This is a genomic window from Halanaerobium hydrogeniformans (assembly GCF_000166415.1).
GTDB lineage: Bacteria > Bacillota > Halanaerobiia > Halanaerobiales > Halanaerobiaceae > Halanaerobium > Halanaerobium hydrogeniformans.
Window position 1 is genome coordinate 1,332,916 of the sequence record NC_014654.1, and the last position, 21,689, is coordinate 1,354,604.

Sequence of the window (21,689 nt, forward strand, 5' to 3'; positions counted from 1 at the left end):
TTTATTATAATATACAGCCTTTAAATGATTATAGCTAAAGCAAATAAGTTAAACCCCGAATTTTAATTTCGGGGTTTAGCTTATTAAAATCCTTTTTTCTGTCCTTCCCAGGGAGGTTTTTTATTATTTTTAAATTCTTCAACTCCTGGGCCACCTAAGTTTTTAAGCCTCCAGAGTCCATAGATATAACTAATAATTAAAATTGTTATTGTAAATGGCCAGCCAAGTAAAATATTAGACCAGGCAAGGAATAAGGGGCTTGCAGATTGAAATAGTAATATTTGAATGCTTAGTCTAAAGGCTATAAATATTGCCCAAAAAATACTTACTTCTCTATAAGCAGGTTTAATATCTTTTCTCCAAAACCATTCTAAAGGCCATGATCTTGAGATATGACTTGCCAGGGCAGCTATTGGTTTGCCTAATATTAGTGAAATTATTGTAATAATAAGTAGCAAAGAACTACTGAAGATTGCAGGAAGAAAATAGCTGCTTGCATTATCTGTTAAAAAAGCAAGAGCAGATGCAAATATAACTATAAATAAACCGACAAAAGAATATTTCCAGTTCTCTTTTTTAATAATTCTTTTAAAAATTATTGCTAAAGCAGTAAAAACTGCAAAAATCAGGGCATAGTTAAGTGTGAAAAAATTATTAATTATAGCAAAGACTAAGGGTGGTAATATAGCATCAAAAGTTCTACTGAAAACTATAGATTTTAATTCAGATAATATTTCCTGAGCATTTATTTTCATAGTTATATCTCCTTTTTAAATACAAATCAACTAGCTTTGTATAGATGCTATAATTATTTTTTTATAATAACAAGTAAAGATTTAACTAAAATCAAAATAGTTATAGATCATATTATTATATATAGTAGAGCAGGCAGGAAATAGTGATTGATTATCGAATATAAAAAATAGAAATATATAATAATTTTTAAAATACTTGTTATTTTAAATTAAGGAGGTATCTAAATATGTATAGGATTCAAATCTCTGATCTTGAATTAGAATTTGTTCAGGGAGATATTGTTGGCCAGCCCGATTTAGATGCCATTGTTAATGCAGCCAATGCAGAACTTAGAATGGGGGGAGGGGTTGCTGGTGTTATTCACAGAGCAGCTGGTCCAGAACTTGAAAAAAAATCAAGCTCATTAGCTCCACTAAAACCAGGAGAAGCCGTTATTACTGATGGATATCAACTGGAAAATGATTTTGTTATCCATACTTTAGGACCTGTTTATGGTGTGGATAAACCAGAAGAAAGACTGCTTGCTAAATGTTATCAAAATAGTTTAAAAATTGCAGAAAAAACTAATATAGAATCTATTGGTTTCCCGGCTATCTCAACAGGAGCATTTAATTATCCCATTCAAGAAGCTGCTGCTGTTTCACTGCAGACAGTTAAAGAAGAAATTTATGAACTAAAAAGCATTAAATTAATAAGATTTATACTTTATAATGAAGATGATTATAATATCTATAAAAATATAGCTGAGAAAATATTTATAACTGATGAGTGAACTTAATAACTAGTGAATTCTTTTTTTATGAAAACTAAAAGGAGGGTTAAAGATGGACATTACCTGTGATCAGGACTGTGATATGGGATATATCTACCTTAAAGAAAGTTATTCTGGCAATTATGAACAATTTAAATTAAAAGAAACTATATCACAGCAAAATATAGATAATACTATCAATAATATTTATCTGCAGCTTAATAGATTAAATTGGCCAAAAAAAACTTACAGAAAAGCTTTAAATGACGGTGATTTTATAGAAGAATTTCAAAATGATTTAGATGAGAATGGCTATATGAAGGGTATTGAACTAAAATTAACCAGCAAAAAGTTAAAAGAAATAGTTGATAATCTAGAAATATCTACTTTTGAATTTGCTAATTCGCAATTTTATTACATTCCTTTAGCCAGAAAGGATGAAATATTTTCTGATAAAAATTTTATTTATCCTTTTAGCAAAGCTGAAGATGCTTATGTAATTTTATCAATATCCAAACAAAGTCGATATGAAATAAATAAAGATGGTGGAAAAACTAATGTTTATGCTGTTGCATATATTAAAGCTATAATGTTCACAGATAAATCACCTTATGATATAAATTACTTTAAAAATTTAAAGATTTATAAAGCATCTAACACTTAAATAATTATTTAAGGCCGGGGGAGTATTTCAATCCCTCGGTCTTTAGATATATCTATCATTTTAAAGCTATATAGAAAATTATTTTAGCAATATATGTCTTTAAATACTTTCATTGTATTTAAATTACCTTGAAACTCTGATATAATAAATTTTAATAATAATTATTAAAAATATATTAAATTATCCAAAATACAAAAGGAGAATTTTATGAAAAAATTAATAGATTTAAGTCACGAAATTAGATCAAACATGCCTGTTTATCCTGGAGACAGAAAAGTTAATTTGGAAAAAGATCGTGATTTAGAAAAAGATGAATACATTAATCATAATTTAAGCATGGGAATGCATGTTGGCACTCATATTGATTTGCCAATGCATATGATTAAAAGCAACTATGCTGTTAGTGATCTTACACTAAATAAATTATCAGGACCAGCAAAGCTGATTTACGCTAAAGGAGAAAAAGTAATACAGTATAAAAGCGCTTATGAAAAGCTAATTAAAAAAGATGATATTGTTATTATTTATACAGGGTTTGCTGAAAAATTTAATAGTCAAGAATATTATCATGAGCATCCTTTAATCAGCAAAGGACTAGCTGAGTTTTTTGCTAAAAAAGAAATAAATATCCTTGCTTTTGATATGCCATCTCCAGATAAATCGCCGTATGAGATTCATAAAATTTTATTCAAAAAAAATATACTTATTTTGGAAAACCTATGTAATTTAGAAAAATTACTTGGTTTTAAAAAGTTTAATTTATTTATCTTTCCATTAAAAGTTAAGACATCTGGAGCACCTGTTAGAGTAGCAGCAGAGCTTCCTTAAAAAACCTGCATAATATTTCTAAAAATTTTTATTAAATAAGGAGATTTTAAATGAATAAAAACGAAAGTATTGGTGGTCGAGCATATAGCAATGGTGTTCAGCTTATGAATAGTAGTAAAGCTGTTAAAGCTTATTACAACAAAGCTGGAGACTTAAAAGTTGATATTAAACGTTCTAGAAAAATAAAAAAAGCAAATTTTTTAAAAAAGATTCCTGTGATAAGAGGTATTTTAAGTATTTTTATTGCTCTCTGGGTATTTTTAAAAGAAGTATTAAAAAACCCAATCAAATACTGGTTTATATTTTTAATTATACTTTTCGATCTTATTTTCTGGTTTGGTGGTAATGGTGAGGTTACTACTTTTAGGGCTCTGTTTTTATTAAGTTATTTTTTCCTGCCTTTATTTTTGATCTTTTATTTTCGAAATAATATATCTGAAGTTTTAAAATTTCACGGGGCAGAACATATGGCAGTAAATTATTATGAAAATGACTGTCAGGGCCAGATAAAAAATTATTCTCGAATTCATAAAAGCTGTGGAAGCAACTTTATTTTTTATTTTATTTTATTTCAAATAATAGGTAGTCTACTTGCTCTTGATTTAAATATTATTATTCGCCAGCTTTTATATATTGGTTTAGCTTATGAAGCAATGAAATATACTCCTGATAGTTTGCTTTTTATTGTGACTATTATTCAGAGGTTTGTGGCAAAAAAACCGGATAAAAAACAAATTATTGCTGCAGAAAAAGCATTAAATGTTTTGATGGACGAAAAAGTAGATAATTATATATAAAAAAATGCCCTAATTTTATTAGGGCATAAAACATTGTATATTTAGATTTATTTAAGAATTAAGCTGAACAAAATGATTTATACTGCGATCATAGGTTTTTTCAGCATCTGCACTAAAATAACAGGCAGGTAATTCGCCTCTTTTGCGGTGATAGTGGAGGCATTCACAGCAATAACCTTTTTTAGAACAGCTATAAGTGCAGTTGCAAATTTCTTTGTTATCATTAAAATTTTTGCAGTCTGCCATTTCTATTCCCCCTTTTTAAAATTTTCTAATTTTATTTTAACTAAAAATAAGCTTTTTGTCCAATTAATTAGCTTGCTGTAATTTTTAAAAATTATATATTTTTTCAATTATATAATATTAATAATAAATATAAATGGAGTGATTAAATTGAATACCAAATTATTGGCATTAGACTTAGATGGAACTTTATTAAAAGATGACTTGACTATTTCTTCTAGAAATAAAGAAGCAATAAAAAAAGCTAGACAAAAGGGAGTAGAGGTTGTTATAGCAACTGGAAGGCCTAACTCAGCTGCAATGAAGTATATAGAAGAATTAGAGTTAGATAGTTACCTTATTACATATAATGGTGCTTTAATCAAAGATCTTAAAAAAGACAGGATAGTTAAACATTCTCCTGTTGAATTAGAGATGAGCTATGAGATTTTAGATTATGTTAAAGCAAATGATTTGTATTTAAATATTTATTTACAGGATCAAATATTTTGCAATAAAGAATGTGAAGAAAGACAATATTATGAAGAATTAATGGGGGTAGAGCCAACTTTAGTAAAAAATAAATTTAAGAAAGTTTTTGATCAACAATCTACTAAATTATTAATAATAGAAAAAGACCTTGAGGAAACTGAAAAAATATTTAATCATTTAAGTGCAAAGTATGCAGATAAATTAAAATTTAATAGATCTATAATTGATTGTATTGATATTATGGATAAAAGCGTTTCAAAAGGTAATGCTTTAAAGACATTAGTAGATTTATTGGGACTAAATTCTGAGCAGCTTGTTGCAATCGGAGACAGAAATAATGATCTAGAAATGATTAAATATGCCGGGGTTGGAGTTGCTGTCTCAAGTGGTGAAAAAATATTGAAAGATGCTGCCGATTATATTACCACTTCAAATAATGAAGATGGGGTAGCAGAATATATAGAAAAGTTTATTCTTTAGTAAAAATAAAATGAATTAATTTGAAAGAATTGTTACTGAAAGAAAAAGGAGGTGATCTATTTGTATGATCTATTAATAAAAAACGGAACAATTGTTGACCCGATCAAGGGGAAAGAAAAATTAAATATTGCTGTAAAAAATGGTATAATTGCAAAGTTAACTAAAGAATTTTTGCCTACAAATAAAGAAATTAATGTAGACGGTCAATATATAAGTCCTGGATTCATAGACATTCATATCCATGAAGATAAATTAGAAAATAATAAGATTGAATTTGACATTTTTAAAACTATGGCTTTAATGGGTGTAACAACAGCAGTAGGTGGTAATTGTGGTTTTAGTTCTCAAAATCTATCGAATTATTTTGAGTCTTTAGAAAGACAAAAACCTTTAATCAATTACTTAGGTTTAAGTGGTTATGGTAGTTTGAGGGAAAAAGCAGGTGTAAAAGATAATTATAAGCATATTTCAGACTCTAAAATTAAAGAAATCAAAAGGCTCTTAAAAGAAGATTTAGAAGCAGGTAGTTTAGGACTTTCTTTTGGTTTAGAATATACTCCCGGACTAACTACTAAGGAAATGATTGAACTTTCTGAGCTTGTTGCAGAATATCCTCAGCGTTTAGTTACAGCGCATTATAGATTTGATTCTGTAAGGGCTTTAGAATCAATAGCAGAATTGATCATTATTGCTAGAGAAGCAGGAAACAAGATGCAGATATCTCATTTAGGCAGCTGTACTGCTTATGGGCAAACAGCTGAGGCCTTAAAAATGATCGAGCAGGCAAATAAAGCAGGGATTGATATAATGGCTGATATTTATCCCTATGATGCTTTTAGCAGTTATATTGGTAGTGCAGTTTTTGATGCTGGTTGTTTTGAAAAGTGGGGAATTGATTATGAAGCAGTTAAAATTTTAGAAGGAAAATATAAAGGTCAAGAGTGTACAGAAAAAATCTTTAATTATTTGAGAAAAAATGAAGTAGATACTCTTGTAGCCGTTTCTGCAATGGATGAATCGGAAATTGTGGAAGCTATTAAAAATCCCCTGCTGATGATTGCAAGTGATGGACTTCTCAATCAAGGCCAGGGCCATCCGCGTTCAGCTGGAACTTGCCCCAGAGTAATTGCAAAGTATGTTAGAAAAGAAAAACAGATAAGCTTAAAAAATGCAGTAAATAAAATGACTAATCTTCCTGCTCAAAGAATAGGTCTTAGTAAAAAAGGGAGAATCAAAGAAGGTTATGATGCAGATCTAACAATCTTTGATTTTAATACAATTGAAGATAATGCTAGTTTTGAGCAGCCGACAAAAGCTCCAACAGGAATTAACCATGTACTTATAAAGGGAGTTGAAATAGTGAAAAACTCTGAATTAACCGGTCAAAGATCTGCTGAAGTAATAAAGTTATAGAATTTTAATTTTTTTAATTAAAAAAAGATAAAAGGAGGAAAATTAGCAATGAGTAGTGAAAAAAAGAGAGTAGGATTTGCTGAAAAGTTCCCACATGTATTAGTTTTACTGTTTGTAATTATAATACTGGCCGCCCTTTCCACTTATATAGTGACCCCAGGTTCTTATGAGCGGGTGATAGTAGAGGGGAGAGAGGTCATTGATCCCGGTTCTTATCAGGTAGTAGAGAGGACACCAGTTGGTATTTTCGGGATCTTAAAAGCTATTCCGGAGGGTTTAAATGAGGTAGGTTTTATAATATTCTTTATCTTTATCGTTGGTGGTTCATTTGGAATAATATCTAAAACTGGAGCCGTTGATGCTGGTATAGCTTCTTTGACAAGACTCTTAGAGGGAAGAGAGAAAATTATAATCCCGGCAATTATGGGAGTTTTTGCCTTGGGAGGTTCAACCCTGGGAATGGCCGAAGAAACCCTGGTTTTTATACCGGCAATGGTACCACTTGCAATAGCATTAGGTTTTGATTCGATTACAGGGGTAGCAGTTGTTTTAATTGGAGCTGGAGCAGGTTTTGCAGGTGCATTTATGAACCCTTTTACAATTGGAATAGCTCAGGGAATTGCTGAACTACCAATCTTTTCGGGGATGGGTTTTAGAATAGGAGTTTGGTTCGTTATTACAGGGATAGCAGTTGCTTTTGTTTATAGATATGCAGCAAAAATAAAAGAGAATCCAGAATTAAGTCCGATGTATGAAGAAGATCGTCAGAGAAATCTTTCAGTAGATATTTCTGAGTTTGAGAAATTAGAAAAACATCATAAAAATGTATTAGCAGTTGTTATTATTGGTTTTTTAATGTTAATCTGGGGAGTAACTCAATATGGATGGTATATAACTGAAATATCTGCCCTTTTTCTTGGGATTGGAATAGCTGCTGGTTTAATAGGTAAATTAGGTGTTAATGGGACTGCAGAATCATTTGTAGAAGGAGCAAAGGATTTGACAATGGCAGCTATAATTGTTGGTGTTGCTCGTGCTATATTAGTAGTTTTAAATGATGGCAATATTATTGACACAATCTTATTTTCTGTATCTAATGCAATTGAAGGACTTCCGTCTTATTTTTCTGCACTTGGAATGTATTTTTTCCAGAGTCTTTTAAATATCATAGTTCCTTCTGGTAGTGGGCAGGCAGCACTAACAATGCCCATCATGTCACCTCTGTCAGATTTAGTAGGTGTTTCCAGACAAACTGCCGTTCTTGCCTATCAATTAGGTGATGGCTTTACAAATATCTGGTCCCCAACTTCAGGCTATTTTATGGCAGGTTTAGGATTAGCGGGAGTCGGTTGGGAAAAATGGGCTAAATGGTTTATGCCTTTATTGTTGATTTGGTTTGCTGCAGGAGGGGTTTTAGTAACAATTGCTCATCTGATTCAATATGGCCCATTTTAAATTAATTGTTTAATATAACAATGACTTTAAGCCCTGCTTGAAAGTTGAAAGCAGGGCTTAATTTGAGTAATTTTTTTTAAGCTGAAGGAATAATATTAATTATGAAGAAAAAATAAGGTAGGAGAATGATTTAACTCAAAGAGTAAGTTAATGATTTTCTTCATCAAGTTAAAGGTAATTTGAATTTTATAGAGAATAATCTAATAGGATTATTTTTAATGTGCAAGCTAATACTATCTTTATTTATAGAAGGAGAGAATAAATTATATGAATTTAAAAGAAGAAGCTCTAAAGTTACATAAGGACAATCAGGGTAAATTGATGGTCAAAACAAAGGTTGCGGTAAATGACGAACATGATCTTTCTTTAGCTTATTCACCTGGAGTTGCTGAACCATGTTTAGAGATCGAAAGAGAACCTAATAAAATCTATGAGTATACAAACAAAGCAAACTTTGTGGCGGTAGTTAGTGATGGTAGTGCAGTTTTAGGCCTGGGCGATATTGGAGCAGCAGCTTCGATGCCAGTTATGGAAGGAAAAGCAGTTCTTTTTAAAGAATTCGGTGGTGTAGATGCATTTCCAATCTGTCTTGACGAATCTGACCCAGACAAAATAATAGAAATAGTTAAAAAAATGGAATCTGTCTGGGGTGGAATTAACTTAGAGGATATTAAGGCTCCAAAGTGTTTTTATATAGAAGATAGACTTAAAAAAGAGCTCAGTATTCCTGTTTTTCATGATGACCAGCATGGAACAGCTATTATAACTTTAGCAGGTTTGATTAACTCTCTTAAAATTGTTGACAAAAAGATGGAAGAGATAAAGGTTGTTGTCAATGGTGCTGGAGCTGCTGGAGTAAGTATTATCGATTTACTTTTAGCAGAAGGAGTCAAGGATATAATCGCTTTAGACAGCAAAGGGGCTATTTATGAAGGTAGAGATAATCTTAATGAGAGCAAAGAAGAGTTAGCAAAATTAACAAATAAAAATAATAAAAGTGGAGATCTTGCCGAGATTATGAAGGATACAGATGTATTTATTGGAGTATCAATTGCCAATTTGGTTTCAAAAGATATGGTTAAATCAATGAATGCCGATCCAATAATCTTTGCAATGGCCAATCCCGTTCCAGAAATCATGCCTGATGAGGCTTTTGCAGCAGGTGCAAAAATCGTTGGTACAGGTCGTTCTGATTTTCCAAATCAGGTTAATAATGTACTTGCATTTCCCGGTATTTTCAGGGGTGCCCTTGATGTAAGAGCTAGAGAGATCAACAAAAAAATGAAACAGGCAGCAGCATATGCTTTAGCTGATCTAATTGCTGAAGATGAACTTAAGCCTGATTATGTAATACCAAAACCATTTGATCCAAGGGTAGGACCATATGTGGCAGCTGCAGTCGCTCAAGCAGCGATAGATACCAATGTAGCCAGAATAAAATTAAGTTATGAAGAAGAATTAGAAAATGCCAAAAAAATTATGGCAAAATAAATGAGTTTAGCTTTTCTTAAGTATAAATTAATCAAAAATAGGACAGTTCTTTTTTAGAGCTGTCTTTTTTCATTAACTTTAAACTACTTATCAGGGAATTTAAGATAGGAGTGAAATTATGAAAAAGATTTTATTGAATATAGCAGAAAACTTTAATAGAGACAATATTAACTGGGCAATTGGGGCTTCATATTTATTGAAAATTCATAACATTGTTGATACAGCAAATGATTTAGATATTTTAGTTGTGAAAACTGATTTTAAAAAGGCCGCTTCTCTTTTAGATAGGATAGGACAGAAAGAAAAAGCAGAAAAAAAACAAAAATATTTTTCAAATGAATTTTATAAGTATCAAGTTGATGGTGTTGAAGTTGATTTATTTGTTGATTTAGTTTTAAACTATAATAATAGTTTTTTAAATTATCAATTTAAAAAAGAATCGATCACAGAGTATAAAAAGATTAACCGGGTTCAAATCCCACTGGCTTCACTAGAAGACTGGTATATTTTATACTCATTAATGCCTGACAAAGAAAACAAAATTAAATTACTGGAAGATTATTTTAAACAGCATGGGGTAAAAAAACCTGAAATATTTCATAAAATTCTAAAAGAAGACCTTCCTAATGAGCTAAAGAAAAGGATTAATAGATTTTTATAATAATTTGATTATATTTTGATATAATTAACTTAACTTTAAGTGGAAGGAGCATATAAAATGGCTGATAAAATAACAGTTGAAAAAGCTGTAGAAGATTACAAAAAAAATAGAGAGAAATTCATTTATTTAACTTCAGAAGTAGAGAAAATCATAAAAGAAGTTTTAAATGATAAAGAGATAGAATATCATAACATTGAAAAACGCACCAAAAGTATTGAAAGTTTTAAAAGAAAAGCAAAGAGAGAAAAATATAAAGATCCAATTAACGAGATAACTGATTTAGCTGGAATAAGAATAGTAACCCTTTTTGAAAAAGATGTTTATAAAATTAGTACAATTATAAAAGAAATATTTAAAATTGATTATGAAAATAGTGTAGATAAATCTGATTTTTTAGAAGCAGACAAAATGGGGTACAAATCTGTTCATTATATTGCTGCTTTAACTGACAAAAGAATAACGGATTCTAAATTGGAATCTTTTAAAGACTTCTATTTTGAGATACAAATTAGAAGTATTCTTCAACATGCCTGGGCTGAAATAGAACATGACAGAAACTACAAATTCAAAGGCAATTTACCCAAACATTTACAGAGGAGATTTTATTCTCTAGCCGGAATGCTGGAAATGGCAGACCGAGAATTTAATCAACTTGCTAAAGAGGTAGAGGAATATAAATCAAGGGTAAAAGATATTACAAAAGATGGAGAAATAGAATTAGAATTAACCCTTAATTCATTAAAAAAATACTCATTAAATAAATTTAATGAGGCAATAAATTCCAGTTTGATAAGTGTTGATTTTGATAACGAAACAATTTTAAAAGAATTAAAAATTTATGGGATTAATAATTTAATAGAATTAGATGATATTGTACCAGAAAATTTTTGCGAGTTTATAAAGAAAATTCTAAATAAAAAAAGAATAGTAAAATTATCACCATTAATTCGAACCATGATGATAATAAATGATCATCATAAATATTTTGAAATTGTCTGTGATAACAATGAACTAAATCCAGACAACTTTTATCTAAGATTATTAAAAGAATATGATATTACTATTAATAAGATTATTTAACTGTCCATTGAAACCCGGATTACACTCAAATTTAAGACAATATTTACTATTAATTTACTATTAGATTAGAATAAGATTAGAATCTAAAAAATCAGCAGGAAAAATCTAAAATATCAATAATATAAAAATAGAGACACATTTTGTTCAGACTTAATAATCCTGTTTTTTGAAAATCATTAATTATTTATAATTTTAGCCTTTTCAAATAAAGAACAAGGCTATTTTCATAAGATCATTAATTTTTGAAAGGAGGTTTAAGGATGAGAAATTTGAGAAACAAGAAACTAATAATTCTCTTAAGTATCTTAGCTTTATTTGCTTTAGTTCTTGTTGGATGTGGTGTTGATGATATTGAGGAAGAGCCTGTTGAAGAACCAATGCAGGAAGAGCCTATGGAAGAGCCAGCTCCTCCTATGGAGGAAGAGCCTGCTCCAGCACCTGAAGATGATATGAATGGAGAATTTTAATTAAAAATATATTTGACGTTATCTAAAATAACATTTAAGTTATTATAAACAAGAGGTTCCTGAATATTCAGGAGCCTCTTGTTATTTATATGGCATAAAATTATCACAATCACATTATACAGGTTTAATTATTAAAAAAAAGATGGTATAATAAATTTATAAAATAATAATAGGTTTTAATCCCTAATAATTAGGGATTTCCTTAATTTTTTATAAAAAATATTGGGAGGTTAAAAATTTGCTTAAGATAGGTATTTTAGGATTAGGAACTGTTGGTAGTGGAGTAGTAAAGATTATGCAGCAAAATAGTGTGAACATCCATAATAAAGTAGGGACAGATTTAAAGATTGAAAAAATCTTAGTAAATAACATAAATAAAGAAAGAATTGTAGATATTGAGCCAGGTGTATTAACTGAAAATGAATCTGATATATTGGATAATCCGGCTATCGATATTGTTGTAGAATTAATTGGTGGAGAAGAACCTGCTTATAAATACATAATGAGAGCAATTGAAAATGGAAAACACATAGTAACGGCCAATAAATTAGTTATAGCAAAACATGGTAAAGAAATTTTCAAAAAAGCAGAAGAAAAAAATGTGCAGGTTAGTTATGAAGCAAGTGTTGCGGGCGGTTTGCCGATTATCAGGCCTCTCCAAAACTCATTAGCAGCTAACAGAATTGAAAAAATATATGGAATTTTAAATGGTACAACAAATTATATTTTGACTAAGATGAGTGAAGATAATCAGAGCTTTGAAGAGGCATTGCTTAAAGCTCAGGAAATGGGTTATGCCGAAAGTGACCCTACTTCAGATGTAGATGGTTATGATGCTGCCTATAAAATAACTATTTTGTCTTCTTTAGCTTATCAAAGATTTGTAGATGTAGAAAATGTCTATGTTGAAGGTATCAGAAATATTGCTATTGATGATATTAAATTTGCGAAAGAAATGGGTTATGTAATTAAACTTTTAGCAATTGCTAAAAATTCTGATGAGGGGCTTGATATTAGAGTTCATCCTGCTTTCGTTCCAGAAAATCACACCTTAGCAATGATTAATAATACTTATAATTGTGTTTATTTACACGGTGATGCAGTTGGAGAAGTAATGTCTTCTGCAGAAGGTGCAGGTCAAATGCCGACTGGAAGCGCTGTAGTTGCTGACATAATCTATATTAGTAAAAATATAAATTATAATAAACAGGAGTATCCTAAAATTGATTCCTGTCAAAAAAATAATATTATTGATACAAAAGAAATAGAAAGCAGTTTTTATATTAGATTAAGTGTTTTTGACAAGCCTGGTGTAATGGCAAAAATAGCTAAGATTTTTGGCGATAATAATGTTAGTCTGGCATCTGTATTACAAAAAGAACGTTTGAATCCAGTTGTGCCGCTTGTTTTAATTACTCATTCTGTTAAGGAAAAATATCTTTACAAATCAATTTCTGAAATCAAAGAATTAGAAGATGTTAATGATATTAATAGTGTTATTAGGGTAGAAAAGCATATTTAATAATGGATAACCTAATATTTAACTATAATAATTAAATAAATCAATCAATCTAGATGACAGGCTTAAGGCTAATTATCTGGAGGAAAAAATTATGAAGAAAAACAAAAAGGACAAAAAGTTAGTTGTCAGGTTTTTCGAGTTTATAGTTTATTTAATTGTGCAGATAATCTTTATACCTGTAACCTTATTAGGTATTCTAATTATTAGTTATACAAAAAGAGATCACAGAGCCAAAGACAAATTTCCGTATGAATTAGAAAATTTATCTGCTAAAGTGTTAATGCATTATTGTAATATTAGAAGTGACGAAGAGTCTGTAAAATTATTAAAAAACATATCTAAAAATTATTATTATGGCTTAATATTAACTATGGCTCCAGTTATTATTGCAAATAATAAATCAGAATATTTACCTAAAATTGTTTCAATACCATATCCGGAAAATGAAACTATGTTTTTGATGCCAAATATTAAAATTATTCAATTTGATAAAATTATAAAAAAATATAAAGGTGATTATGAACAGATAGTCTTTGTTGAAGCAGGTTATGACACAAGATCATTTATGTTAACAAAAACTGAAAATCCAGATATTAAGATATTTGAAATTGATCAGCCTAAAAGGCAAAAGATAAAACTTAAAGCATCAGAAAAAGCTGATATTTCAAGAAAAAATATAATTTTTATTCCAATGGATTTAAAGCAGGGAGTATTATTTGAATCTTTAATAGAACAGGGATTTATAACTTCTCAAAAAACATTATTTTTATTGGAAGGTTTAAGTTATTATCAGGAGGAAAAAATAGTAAAGAAAATACTTTCTTCAATAAAAGAAAATTGTGCAAAAGAGAGTATTATAGTTTTTGATTTTTTATCTAGAGTTGTAGAAGAAGAGAATATACCAATTGACTTTAAATTTCGTAAAAAATATTTAGGGTTAATTGAAGAAAAATTATTATTTAGTTTAGATATTCAGCAGAACCCTGAAGCCAGGGTTAGGGATTTTGTTGAAGAGATTGGCCTGAGTTTAAAAAGTTATTATTGTGGTGGCAGCAAAAATGATAATACCCCTAATTTTATGGCAGTAATTGAATTACTTAAAACCGACTAGAATTGATTTATAAGCTGCAAAAATATATTAAAACATAAAATTTTGGAGGCAGAAATGATGAGAGAGAAAATTGAAACTTTAATTAAAGATTTTGTAGCTTGTTATCAGAGAACAGAGGATGTAAAAAGCAATTGGAGAGAAGCCATTGTGAGATTTGCGGATGCTGATCAAAATTTCAAAGAATTAATTTCCCCTGCGCATGCTTTAGCTACAGATTATCTAACAGGAGCTAAAACCATTATAGCTTATTTTTTGCCATATGCTAAAGAAATTGTTGATTCAAATATTGAGGGTAGGTACAGTTCTCATGAATGGGCATTGGCTTATATAGAAACAAATAACTTGATTGTAGAACTTGATGAATATTTAAAACAGGAACTTAATAAATTGGGTTTTAATTCTGCAGTTATTTCTCCAAGAGAGAATTTTTATCAAGCTGAAAAACCTGCAGATTGGTCACATAGACATATGGCCTATTATGCTGGAATGGGTGCTTTTGGTTTAAACAATATGTTAATTACTGATCAAGGATGTTGTGGGCGATTTGGAAGTATTATAACAACTCTAGATATTACTACAGATCGAACTACTAATAGAGAATACTGTCTATATAAAAATGGAGAAGGGTGTCAACTTTGTGTTGAAAACTGTATAACTAATGCTTTAAAAGTTGATTCTTTTAATGGGGAAAAATGCTATAAAATTTTGTTATATAACGATGTTTTGCATTCAGATATTCATGTACCTACTGAAGTATGTGGCAAATGCTGTGTGGGAGTTCCCTGTTCAATGAGCAATCCAGTAAAAATATAAAAAGAAGTAATCGTTGTTGGGGGTAGAGGATGAATAAAAATTGGTATAAATTTTTGTTATTAATTTTTGTTATAGTTATCGGAATGTTTTTGCTATACTATTTTGGCGCAGTTGATTATTTTACACTAGAAAATTTAGAACAGATAAGAGATCAAATAGAAGGATATGGGTTTTGGGGGCCATTAATATATATTTCTGTATTTACAATCGGGACTCTATTTTTTTTGCCTGCTATTCCTTTTGCTATTTTAGGAGGCTTATTGTTTGGATTTTTTTGGGGATTGATCTGGGTTTTAATAGCAACAAGCACTGCAATCTCTTTAGCTTTTTTTGCAGGAAGATATGCAATCCATGATCTGGCAGAAGATATTTTTAAACACAAAGATTATTATCAGAAAATACAAAGTGGATTTAATGAATATGGATGGAAAGTAATTTTAATTACTAGACTTTTACCGATGTTTCCTTTTATTCCCCAGAGCTATATTTATGGGTTGATAAAAATAAGGTTTAGAACCTATTTTATTTTTTCTTTTATAGGAAAAATACCTGCCAGTATGGTATACGTATATATTGGTTCATCACTGATGCACTGGGTAGTTTAAATAATTATATTTTATACTAAATTTTGGATTGATTTTTTTAGTTGTTGATATAGCTTGATATAAAGTTCACTAAATAAATAACTAAATATAAAACTAGCTACAAAAACAAGCATAAATTTAGTGGAAATAGCAATGTTAAAGTTTAGCAAATAATACTGAAGTATTACTAAAATTATCATATGGATAAAATAGATTCGGTAGGAGTTAACTGCCAGACGATTAAGGATTTTGAAAGGTTTGTCCAGATATTTTTTGAAAAATAATAATAGGCTGCTAAATATTAAAAAACAGAGCGAAAAGTGTAAAAAAGCATTAAGTAATTGTAATGGTCTTGTTTTATTAGCTAATGTCATAAAATTTATTTTAAAAGCTAAATAAAGAATTGATAAAATTGCTGTTGAAATAAGAAAAAACGGCAATTTTTTTGTCATAGCAGTAGTAATTTTTATTTTGTTTAGATATGCAAAAATTCCAAAAGAAAAATAGAGAATATAAATGGTCCATCTTGTTGGTTGAAAAACAAGCAAGTTCAAAATGGATACCCAGCTATCATCAGCACTAAATTGACTAACAAGAAAAAATGATAAAATTCCTAACGCAAAAAAGCCAATTAAAAATTTATTAAGTTCATTTTTGCTGATGCTTTGGCTATTATACATAGAATCAATTTTGTCTTTATTTAACCTGTAAATTACTACAAAAGCTAAATAAAATACAAAAAGTGAAGATAAAAACCAGTAATGACCTGCATGTTCTGCTTGAATAAAATTATTAAAATATAAATTCGTCCAGTATTCAAAATAGCTAAGATTTGGTGAAATATACTCTAGGGCATAAAAATAGTTCATTATTGGTGATAAAAATATAACCCCGACCACAAAGGGAAGCAAAATCCTTTTACTTTTTTTAGTTATAAAAAGCTTAGCACCATACTTTTTTAAAGAATAATAACAAAAATAACCTGCAATGAAAAACATTATGGGCATTATGAAAACATCAATTAAAAGGCTTAAAAGACCAAATAAATCACTTTTAGGTGTATCATTGACATACCACTCATAACCATGCACATGGGGCAGCAGAGAATGAAGTAAAACTACTAATGTTATAATAAATACTCTTAAATAATCAAAATAATACATTCTATTATTTGTTTTGCTTTTAATTGACATTTATATCACCCTTTGCTAAAATAAATAAACTACATTTTACATTATAAGCTTTTTAGGAAATTTTTTCAAGCAATATTGAGAAAATTTGAACAAATATTGACTAAATTAATTTTTTTGTTTATTATATTCAATAATTATGATATAATTATAAAAGAAAAGTAATATTTGGTATTTAGTTATTTATTTACAATAAAAATAGGGAGGAATTAATTATGATTAAAGATCTTATAGCAGGTGTTTTTGGCAAAGGCGTAGAAAAGATTGATGCAGAAGAAGTTGTAGAAAAAGACTTAAAAATAGTTGATTTAAGAAATAAAAAAGATTATGAAGAAGGTCATATTCCTGATTCCATAAACATCCCGTATGGAGAATTCAAAACTGACCATCCCAAATTATCAGAATTTGATAAAGATGAAGAGTTTTGCGTTGCCTGTATTGCAGGTATTTCTAGCCAAAAAATAACCAGATTATTAAATGAAGCCGGTTATAAAAATGCTAAAAGTTTAAAGGGTGGAATTAAATCCTGGAGCCATGATTGGGTAGAATAATAATGTTAAATATTTCTTTAAAAAAGAGGTGTTAAATTTGACTTCATATAATAAATTAAAGGATGAGAACAGTCCCTATCTTAAACAACATGCAGACAACCCGGTAAACTGGTACCCCTGGGGAGAAGAAGCATTTAAATTGGCTAAAGACAAAAATCTTCCCATATTTTTATCTATCGGTTATTCTACCTGTCACTGGTGTCATGTAATGGAAAAAGAATCTTTTGAAGATGAAGAAGTCGCTCAAATGCTCAATCAGTTTTTTATTTCAATAAAGGTAGATAGAGAAGAAAGGCCAGAAATTGATAGCTTATATATGGATGTCTGTCAGACGATGACAGGTAGTGGAGGTTGGCCATTAAGCATTTTTATGACTGCAGATAAAAAACCATTTTATGCAGCTACTTATATACCCAAAGAAAATAAATATGGCAGAAAAGGTTTATTGACCATTCTACCGGAAATTCATTATTTATGGACTGAGGAGAGAAAAAAATTACTTCAAGCTTCAGAAAATATTGTTTCCCATTTGTCTAAAATAAATCAAAATCAAAAAGCAGAATTGGCAAGTAATATATTTGAAAAAACTGTAGAGGCAATAGAGAGTAATTATGATCATCAATATGGTGGGTTTGGTAGTTCACCCAAATTTCCTATGTATCAATACCTTTTATTTTTACTTCATTATTGGAAGAAAACCGGTGAAGATAAGTATTTATCAATTTTAGAAACAACACTTCAGCAAATGCGGGCTGGAGGAATATATGATCAACTGGCATTTGGTTTTCATAGATATTCTACAGATCGAGAATGGAAAATGCCTCACTTTGAAAAAATGCTCTATGATCAAGCATTAATGATCTATATTTACACTGCAGCTTATCAAGCAACTGCTAAAGAAATTTATGCAGATGTTGTAAAGGAAATTGTTAGTTTTTTAGAAAGTGAAATGTTAGCAAAAGAAGGTGCTTTTTTTACAGCAATTGATGCTGACAGTGGAGGTGAAGAGGGGAAATATTATCTCTGGGAAAAATCAGAACTTAAATCTATTCTTAATGAAGCTCAATTTAATAGATTAAATAAAATTTTTGATATACAAGCTAATAAAAATATAAATTTGAGTTTAAAGAATGTTCAAGATTATAATCAGTTAGCAGAGCTTAAAGATAAACTACTAAAGCATAGAAAAGAAAGGATCCATCCCAGTAAGGACAAAAAGATCTTAACAGACTGGAATGGTCTTCTAATTGCAGCTTTAGCAAAAGCAGGCTTTGTTTTAAAAGAAGACAGGTACTTAAAATTAGCTGATGATGTTGAAAAATTTATTCATAATAACATGAAAACCAATAAAGGTAGATTGGCTCACAGTTATTATGAAGGAGAAAAATCTAAAATAGATAATTTGAATGATTACAGCTTTTTGCTCTGGGGATTAATAGAATTATATCAGGCAACTTTAAAAGATGAATATTTAATAAAAGCAGAAAAAACTGCTAAAATAATGAAAGAATATTTCTGGGATCAAAAAGAGGAAGCTTTTTATTTTAGTGCTAAGGATAATGAAGATCTCTTTATAAAACAAATTAATGCTAATGATCATTCATTGCCATCAGCTAATTCTATTGCAGCCTTTAACTTTTTAAAACTAGCTCATCTTAAAGATAATTTAGCATACCAAAAAGATGCCCAAAAAATTATTGCAGCTTTTTCTGATCAAATTAACAAAGCACCGAGTAATTATATTTTTCTGGTTTTGAGTAATTACTATTTTAATAATCCTTTTATAGAGATTAAGATTCATGGTGATAAAAAATATCCTTTAGCCCAGGAATTAATTGAGAATATTAGAGATAGATATCTACCTGATTATCTAATCAAACAGCAAAAAGGTGATAAGAATAACAAATTATCGCTTTGTAAAGATTTTGTCTGTGGAATTCCAACTGATAAATTAAATGATATTTTAAAAGAACTAAATTAGTTTGCTTAATTAACTAAACTTTTTTATCATTTTAGCAAGATATTTTGATTTTAGCTGTTTATTGGCCATAATCTGCTTTATTGGTGGCAGTTTTAATACAGCAGAAATTACTGCCGCCATCGCTCTATGGCTGGCAAAAACCTGTTTATCAAAAATTAGATTTTGCAATTTACCTCTTTCAATTGCCATCATAACAGTTCTATGGACAGAATTAACAGGTGTAATTATTTTTTCTTTACGTCTTTTTAGCTTAATATTATTTTCAGGACATGTTCTTAGACAGACACCACATCCTAAGCAGAGTTCTTTATCAACAACAATTTTTTTGCCTTCTTCATCTTCAATCTCAGAGATAGCATTAACAGGACAAATCGAAAGACATTTCTGGCATTGACTGCATTTGTTATTAGTGAGCTCAGCTAAATAATGAGTTGTTTGAATAGGATGTAAGGCCCCAAATTCTTTTGCAGCTACAAGTGCCTCACAACAACATCCACAGCAGTTACAGATAAAACTAGGATTATTTTTAACATTTTCTCCACACTGGACTAAGTTGTTTTCATAGGCTTTATGTAATAATTCAAGACATTCTGAACTTTCTACTCTGCGAGCATGGTCATGTCTAATTAAAGAATCTGCGGTATTATTAAAAGTCATACAGATATCTAAAGGTGCAGAACAAGCTTTATCTAAATGATGCATTTTATGTCTGCAATAACAGGTGCTTATCCCAATATAATCTGCAGTTTTTATTATATGACTTGCTTTTTCAAAATCAAGAATATGGACTAAATTATCTCTTGATAGTACCTTCTCATTAACATATACTCTGCCTAATTTAGTTTCTCCACCTAAAAAAAGATCTTTTATAAAGTCTTCTTCAACATTTAAATACTGATAATATAGCTCAGCTAATAGTTTTTGATTAATATCATTTCTAGTTCTCATCATTGAGAACTCAAAAAATCCTGCCATTGGTGGAGGAAGTATATAATATTTTTTATCTTTATTTTGTGAATCTAATAAAATTGCTCTTGTTGCAAGCTCGTTTAATATTTTTTCACTTTCTGTTTTGTCTATCTTTAGTATTTTAGCTGCTTCATCAGCAGTAAAAGGTTTTATGGGTAATTGAGCAACTATTTCTGCTTCTTTTTCACTAAATAACATCGCTAAAATTTCATAAAGAGTTTTTGATGGGGGAGCACCCTGGGGGAATTTGTTTAATCTTTCGACAAGATTCTCATATGACTTTTTTGCAGTTTTATGTGACATAATTCTCACCTCTAATTAAATAATTAATTGTTTGTCTTTAATCTCCTCTATATGATTTAAATGAATTCAATTTATTTTCAAAGGTTACTTGACACAATCCCTATTGAGCTAAATATTGACTAAAAAAATTTTAAATGATACAATTTTATAATATAGATATATTTATATAGTTTTAAATTGGCCTTATATAAGGGGGTAATAAATTGAAAAAAGCTGTAATAGGTGGAACAGGTATTTATGATTTGAACATTAAAAGTATCAGCAAAGAAGTAAAAACCAGGTATGGAGTAGTAAAAGTTGATATTGTAAATCATTATGGAGAAGAAATAGTTTTTTTAGCTAGACATGGCAAAGAACATACAAAACCACCCCATCAGATTAACTATAGGGCTAATCTGAAGGCTTTAGAAAAGCTAGGTGTTAAATATATATATGCTACAGCTGCTGTAGGATCTTTCAATGAAAATTATGAACCCGGTGATATAGTTATAATAAAAGATTTTATTGATTTTACTAAAACTAGAGTTCAAAGCTTTGTTGATTCTCAAACTGAATCTGTAAAACACTATGATATGAGTGATCCTTATTGTCAGAACATGCGCGGTAAATTTTCTAAAAGGTCTTTAACAAAACAACTAAAGATTAAAGGTGATGCAGTATATGTTTGTACAGAAGGTCCTAGGTTTGAAACAGCTGCAGAAATTCAGATGTTTAAAAAACTTGGTGGAGATGTTGTTGGTATGACAGGAGTTCCAGAAGTGGTTTTAGCCAAAGAATTGGGAATCTGTTATGCTTCAATTGCAATTATTACTAATTGGTCTACTGGCATAAGAGATGAATTAAATAGCCATAATATTAAAGACTTAATTTCAGCAAATAAGTCTAAAATTACTGAGGTGTTTATGCATATATTTCTAGAGGGAATTGATCAAAAAAACTGTAACTGCGGTGATTCTCTAATAGAAATTGGATAAATCAATTATAAATGATATAATTAATTTAAGAATTATATTTTTTAATAAATGAATATATAAAATTTATTTTGCTGCTTAAATTTTTTGGTAGGAATTTTTTTGATTTAAGCAAATACATATTTTAAAGTAAATAA

22 protein-coding genes are annotated in these 21,689 nt (G+C 29.5%); 18 read left to right on the top strand and 4 right to left on the bottom strand.

The features are described from left to right. Positions 1 to 83: 83 nt before the first annotated feature. Positions 84 to 755, bottom strand: coding sequence for a DUF3159 domain-containing protein (locus HALSA_RS05940; RefSeq protein ID WP_013405690.1), 672 nt, complete (start codon positions 753 to 755; stop codon positions 84 to 86). 227 nt (positions 756 to 982) lie between these two features. Between HALSA_RS05940 and HALSA_RS05945 the strand changes: the two genes are divergently transcribed. The 4 genes from HALSA_RS05945 to HALSA_RS05960 all read left to right on the top strand — a co-directional run bounded on the left by HALSA_RS05945 (position 983) and on the right by HALSA_RS05960 (position 3,796). Then, positions 983 to 1,528, top strand: a complete 546-nt coding sequence (locus tag HALSA_RS05945; RefSeq protein ID WP_013405691.1) for a macro domain-containing protein — start codon at positions 983 to 985, stop codon at positions 1,526 to 1,528. A gap of 52 nt (positions 1,529 to 1,580) precedes the next feature. Beyond that, positions 1,581 to 2,171, top strand: a complete 591-nt coding sequence (locus tag HALSA_RS05950; RefSeq protein ID WP_013405692.1) for a hypothetical protein — start codon at positions 1,581 to 1,583, stop codon at positions 2,169 to 2,171. A gap of 207 nt (positions 2,172 to 2,378) precedes the next feature. After that, entirely contained in the window at positions 2,379 to 2,999 is a 621-nt protein-coding gene (locus tag HALSA_RS05955) for a cyclase family protein (RefSeq protein WP_013405693.1), read from the top strand. 50 nt (positions 3,000 to 3,049) lie between these two features. Then, the gene (locus tag HALSA_RS05960; RefSeq protein ID WP_013405694.1) at positions 3,050 to 3,796 is read left to right on the top strand and encodes a DUF1385 domain-containing protein; all 747 of its coding nucleotides are present in this window, start codon (positions 3,050 to 3,052) and stop codon (positions 3,794 to 3,796) included. Between the two features lie 51 nt (positions 3,797 to 3,847). Here HALSA_RS05960 and HALSA_RS05965 read toward each other — a convergent pair whose 3' ends face one another. Next, entirely contained in the window at positions 3,848 to 4,042 is a 195-nt protein-coding gene (locus HALSA_RS05965) for a DUF6485 family protein (protein WP_013405695.1), read from the bottom strand. Between the two features lie 147 nt (positions 4,043 to 4,189). On the opposite strand from HALSA_RS05965, the gene HALSA_RS05970 reads away from it, so the two are divergent. The 11 genes from HALSA_RS05970 (at position 4,190) to HALSA_RS06020 (ending at position 15,608) form a co-directional block, all read left to right on the top strand. After that, complete coding sequence (locus HALSA_RS05970) at positions 4,190 to 4,990, top strand: Cof-type HAD-IIB family hydrolase (RefSeq protein ID WP_013405696.1); 801 nt, start codon at positions 4,190 to 4,192, stop codon at positions 4,988 to 4,990. Between the two features lie 51 nt (positions 4,991 to 5,041). After that, on the top strand, positions 5,042 to 6,403 hold the full coding sequence (locus HALSA_RS05975; RefSeq protein ID WP_420795034.1) for an N-acyl-D-amino-acid deacylase family protein: 1,362 nt from the start codon (positions 5,042 to 5,044) through the stop codon (positions 6,401 to 6,403). A gap of 48 nt (positions 6,404 to 6,451) precedes the next feature. Next, positions 6,452 to 7,858, top strand: coding sequence for a YfcC family protein (locus tag HALSA_RS05980; RefSeq protein WP_013405698.1), 1,407 nt, complete (start codon positions 6,452 to 6,454; stop codon positions 7,856 to 7,858). Between the two features lie 267 nt (positions 7,859 to 8,125). Next, positions 8,126 to 9,349 carry an NAD(P)-dependent malic enzyme gene (locus tag HALSA_RS05985; protein WP_013405699.1) on the top strand — a complete coding sequence of 408 codons (1,224 nt, stop codon included), beginning with the start codon at positions 8,126 to 8,128 and terminating at the stop codon, positions 9,347 to 9,349. A 118-nt stretch (positions 9,350 to 9,467) separates the two neighbouring features. Next, the gene (locus HALSA_RS05990) at positions 9,468 to 10,010 is read left to right on the top strand and encodes a nucleotidyltransferase family protein (protein ID WP_013405700.1); all 543 of its coding nucleotides are present in this window, start codon (positions 9,468 to 9,470) and stop codon (positions 10,008 to 10,010) included. Positions 10,011 to 10,067: 57 nt separating this feature from the next. After that, complete coding sequence (locus HALSA_RS12640) at positions 10,068 to 11,090, top strand: GTP pyrophosphokinase (protein WP_013405701.1); 1,023 nt, start codon at positions 10,068 to 10,070, stop codon at positions 11,088 to 11,090. Positions 11,091 to 11,350: 260 nt separating this feature from the next. Further along, on the top strand, positions 11,351 to 11,557 hold the full coding sequence (locus HALSA_RS06000) for a hypothetical protein (protein ID WP_013405702.1): 207 nt from the start codon (positions 11,351 to 11,353) through the stop codon (positions 11,555 to 11,557). Positions 11,558 to 11,795: 238 nt separating this feature from the next. After that, positions 11,796 to 13,079, top strand: a complete 1,284-nt coding sequence (locus HALSA_RS06005; protein WP_013405703.1) for a homoserine dehydrogenase — start codon at positions 11,796 to 11,798, stop codon at positions 13,077 to 13,079. A gap of 91 nt (positions 13,080 to 13,170) precedes the next feature. Further along, complete coding sequence (locus tag HALSA_RS06010) at positions 13,171 to 14,190, top strand: class I SAM-dependent methyltransferase (protein WP_013405704.1); 1,020 nt, start codon at positions 13,171 to 13,173, stop codon at positions 14,188 to 14,190. A gap of 57 nt (positions 14,191 to 14,247) precedes the next feature. Next, a complete protein-coding gene (locus HALSA_RS06015; RefSeq protein ID WP_041595800.1) occupies positions 14,248 to 15,003 on the top strand; it encodes a hypothetical protein in 756 nt (251 codons plus the stop codon). 29 nt (positions 15,004 to 15,032) lie between these two features. Further along, a complete protein-coding gene (locus tag HALSA_RS06020) occupies positions 15,033 to 15,608 on the top strand; it encodes a TVP38/TMEM64 family protein (RefSeq protein WP_013405706.1) in 576 nt (191 codons plus the stop codon). Between the two features lie 11 nt (positions 15,609 to 15,619). Here the strand turns inward: HALSA_RS06020 and HALSA_RS12445 are convergent, their stop codons facing one another. Further along, positions 15,620 to 16,780: an acyltransferase family protein gene (locus tag HALSA_RS12445; protein ID WP_013405707.1), complete on the bottom strand. Its 1,161-nt coding sequence runs from the start codon at positions 16,778 to 16,780 to the stop codon at positions 15,620 to 15,622. A 212-nt stretch (positions 16,781 to 16,992) separates the two neighbouring features. Here HALSA_RS12445 and HALSA_RS06030 point away from each other — a divergent pair, with 212 nt between their 5' ends. Both HALSA_RS06030 and HALSA_RS06035 read left to right on the top strand, forming a co-directional pair. Beyond that, positions 16,993 to 17,328, top strand: coding sequence for a rhodanese-like domain-containing protein (locus tag HALSA_RS06030; RefSeq protein WP_013405708.1), 336 nt, complete (start codon positions 16,993 to 16,995; stop codon positions 17,326 to 17,328). 28 nt (positions 17,329 to 17,356) lie between these two features. Next, positions 17,357 to 19,309 carry a thioredoxin domain-containing protein gene (locus tag HALSA_RS06035; RefSeq protein WP_420795035.1) on the top strand — a complete coding sequence of 651 codons (1,953 nt, stop codon included), beginning with the start codon at positions 17,357 to 17,359 and terminating at the stop codon, positions 19,307 to 19,309. 9 nt (positions 19,310 to 19,318) lie between these two features. On the opposite strand, the gene HALSA_RS06040 is transcribed toward HALSA_RS06035, so the two are convergent. Next, complete coding sequence (locus HALSA_RS06040) at positions 19,319 to 20,581, bottom strand: 4Fe-4S dicluster domain-containing protein (RefSeq protein ID WP_013405710.1); 1,263 nt, start codon at positions 20,579 to 20,581, stop codon at positions 19,319 to 19,321. A gap of 203 nt (positions 20,582 to 20,784) precedes the next feature. Between HALSA_RS06040 and HALSA_RS06045 the strand changes: the two genes are divergently transcribed. Continuing rightward, positions 20,785 to 21,555, top strand: coding sequence for an S-methyl-5'-thioinosine phosphorylase (locus HALSA_RS06045; RefSeq protein ID WP_013405711.1), 771 nt, complete (start codon positions 20,785 to 20,787; stop codon positions 21,553 to 21,555). Positions 21,556 to 21,689: the final 134 nt, after the last annotated feature.

Bases quoted from the DNA above. Each gene is read 5' to 3' on its own strand.
- HALSA_RS06010 (WP_013405704.1), top strand. From the start codon at position 13,171: ATGAAGAAAAACAAAAAGGACAAAAAGTTAGTTGTCAGGTTTTTCGAG.
- HALSA_RS05940 (WP_013405690.1), bottom strand. From the start codon at position 755: ATGAAAATAAATGCTCAGGAAATATTATCTGAATTAAAATCTATAGTT.
- HALSA_RS06000 (WP_013405702.1), top strand. From the start codon at position 11,351: ATGAGAAATTTGAGAAACAAGAAACTAATAATTCTCTTAAGTATCTTA.
- HALSA_RS06015 (WP_041595800.1), top strand. From the start codon at position 14,248: ATGAGAGAGAAAATTGAAACTTTAATTAAAGATTTTGTAGCTTGTTAT.
- HALSA_RS12445 (WP_013405707.1), bottom strand. From the start codon at position 16,780: ATGTCAATTAAAAGCAAAACAAATAATAGAATGTATTATTTTGATTAT.
- HALSA_RS05945 (WP_013405691.1), top strand. From the start codon at position 983: ATGTATAGGATTCAAATCTCTGATCTTGAATTAGAATTTGTTCAGGGA.
- HALSA_RS05980 (WP_013405698.1), top strand. From the start codon at position 6,452: ATGAGTAGTGAAAAAAAGAGAGTAGGATTTGCTGAAAAGTTCCCACAT.
- HALSA_RS05985 (WP_013405699.1), top strand. From the start codon at position 8,126: ATGAATTTAAAAGAAGAAGCTCTAAAGTTACATAAGGACAATCAGGGT.
- HALSA_RS05965 (WP_013405695.1), bottom strand. From the start codon at position 4,042: ATGGCAGACTGCAAAAATTTTAATGATAACAAAGAAATTTGCAACTGC.
- HALSA_RS05990 (WP_013405700.1), top strand. From the start codon at position 9,468: ATGAAAAAGATTTTATTGAATATAGCAGAAAACTTTAATAGAGACAAT.
- HALSA_RS05960 (WP_013405694.1), top strand. From the start codon at position 3,050: ATGAATAAAAACGAAAGTATTGGTGGTCGAGCATATAGCAATGGTGTT.
- HALSA_RS12640 (WP_013405701.1), top strand. From the start codon at position 10,068: ATGGCTGATAAAATAACAGTTGAAAAAGCTGTAGAAGATTACAAAAAA.
- HALSA_RS05950 (WP_013405692.1), top strand. From the start codon at position 1,581: ATGGACATTACCTGTGATCAGGACTGTGATATGGGATATATCTACCTT.
- HALSA_RS06020 (WP_013405706.1), top strand. From the start codon at position 15,033: ATGAATAAAAATTGGTATAAATTTTTGTTATTAATTTTTGTTATAGTT.
- HALSA_RS06040 (WP_013405710.1), bottom strand. From the start codon at position 20,581: ATGTCACATAAAACTGCAAAAAAGTCATATGAGAATCTTGTCGAAAGA.
- HALSA_RS06030 (WP_013405708.1), top strand. From the start codon at position 16,993: ATGATTAAAGATCTTATAGCAGGTGTTTTTGGCAAAGGCGTAGAAAAG.
- HALSA_RS05955 (WP_013405693.1), top strand. From the start codon at position 2,379: ATGAAAAAATTAATAGATTTAAGTCACGAAATTAGATCAAACATGCCT.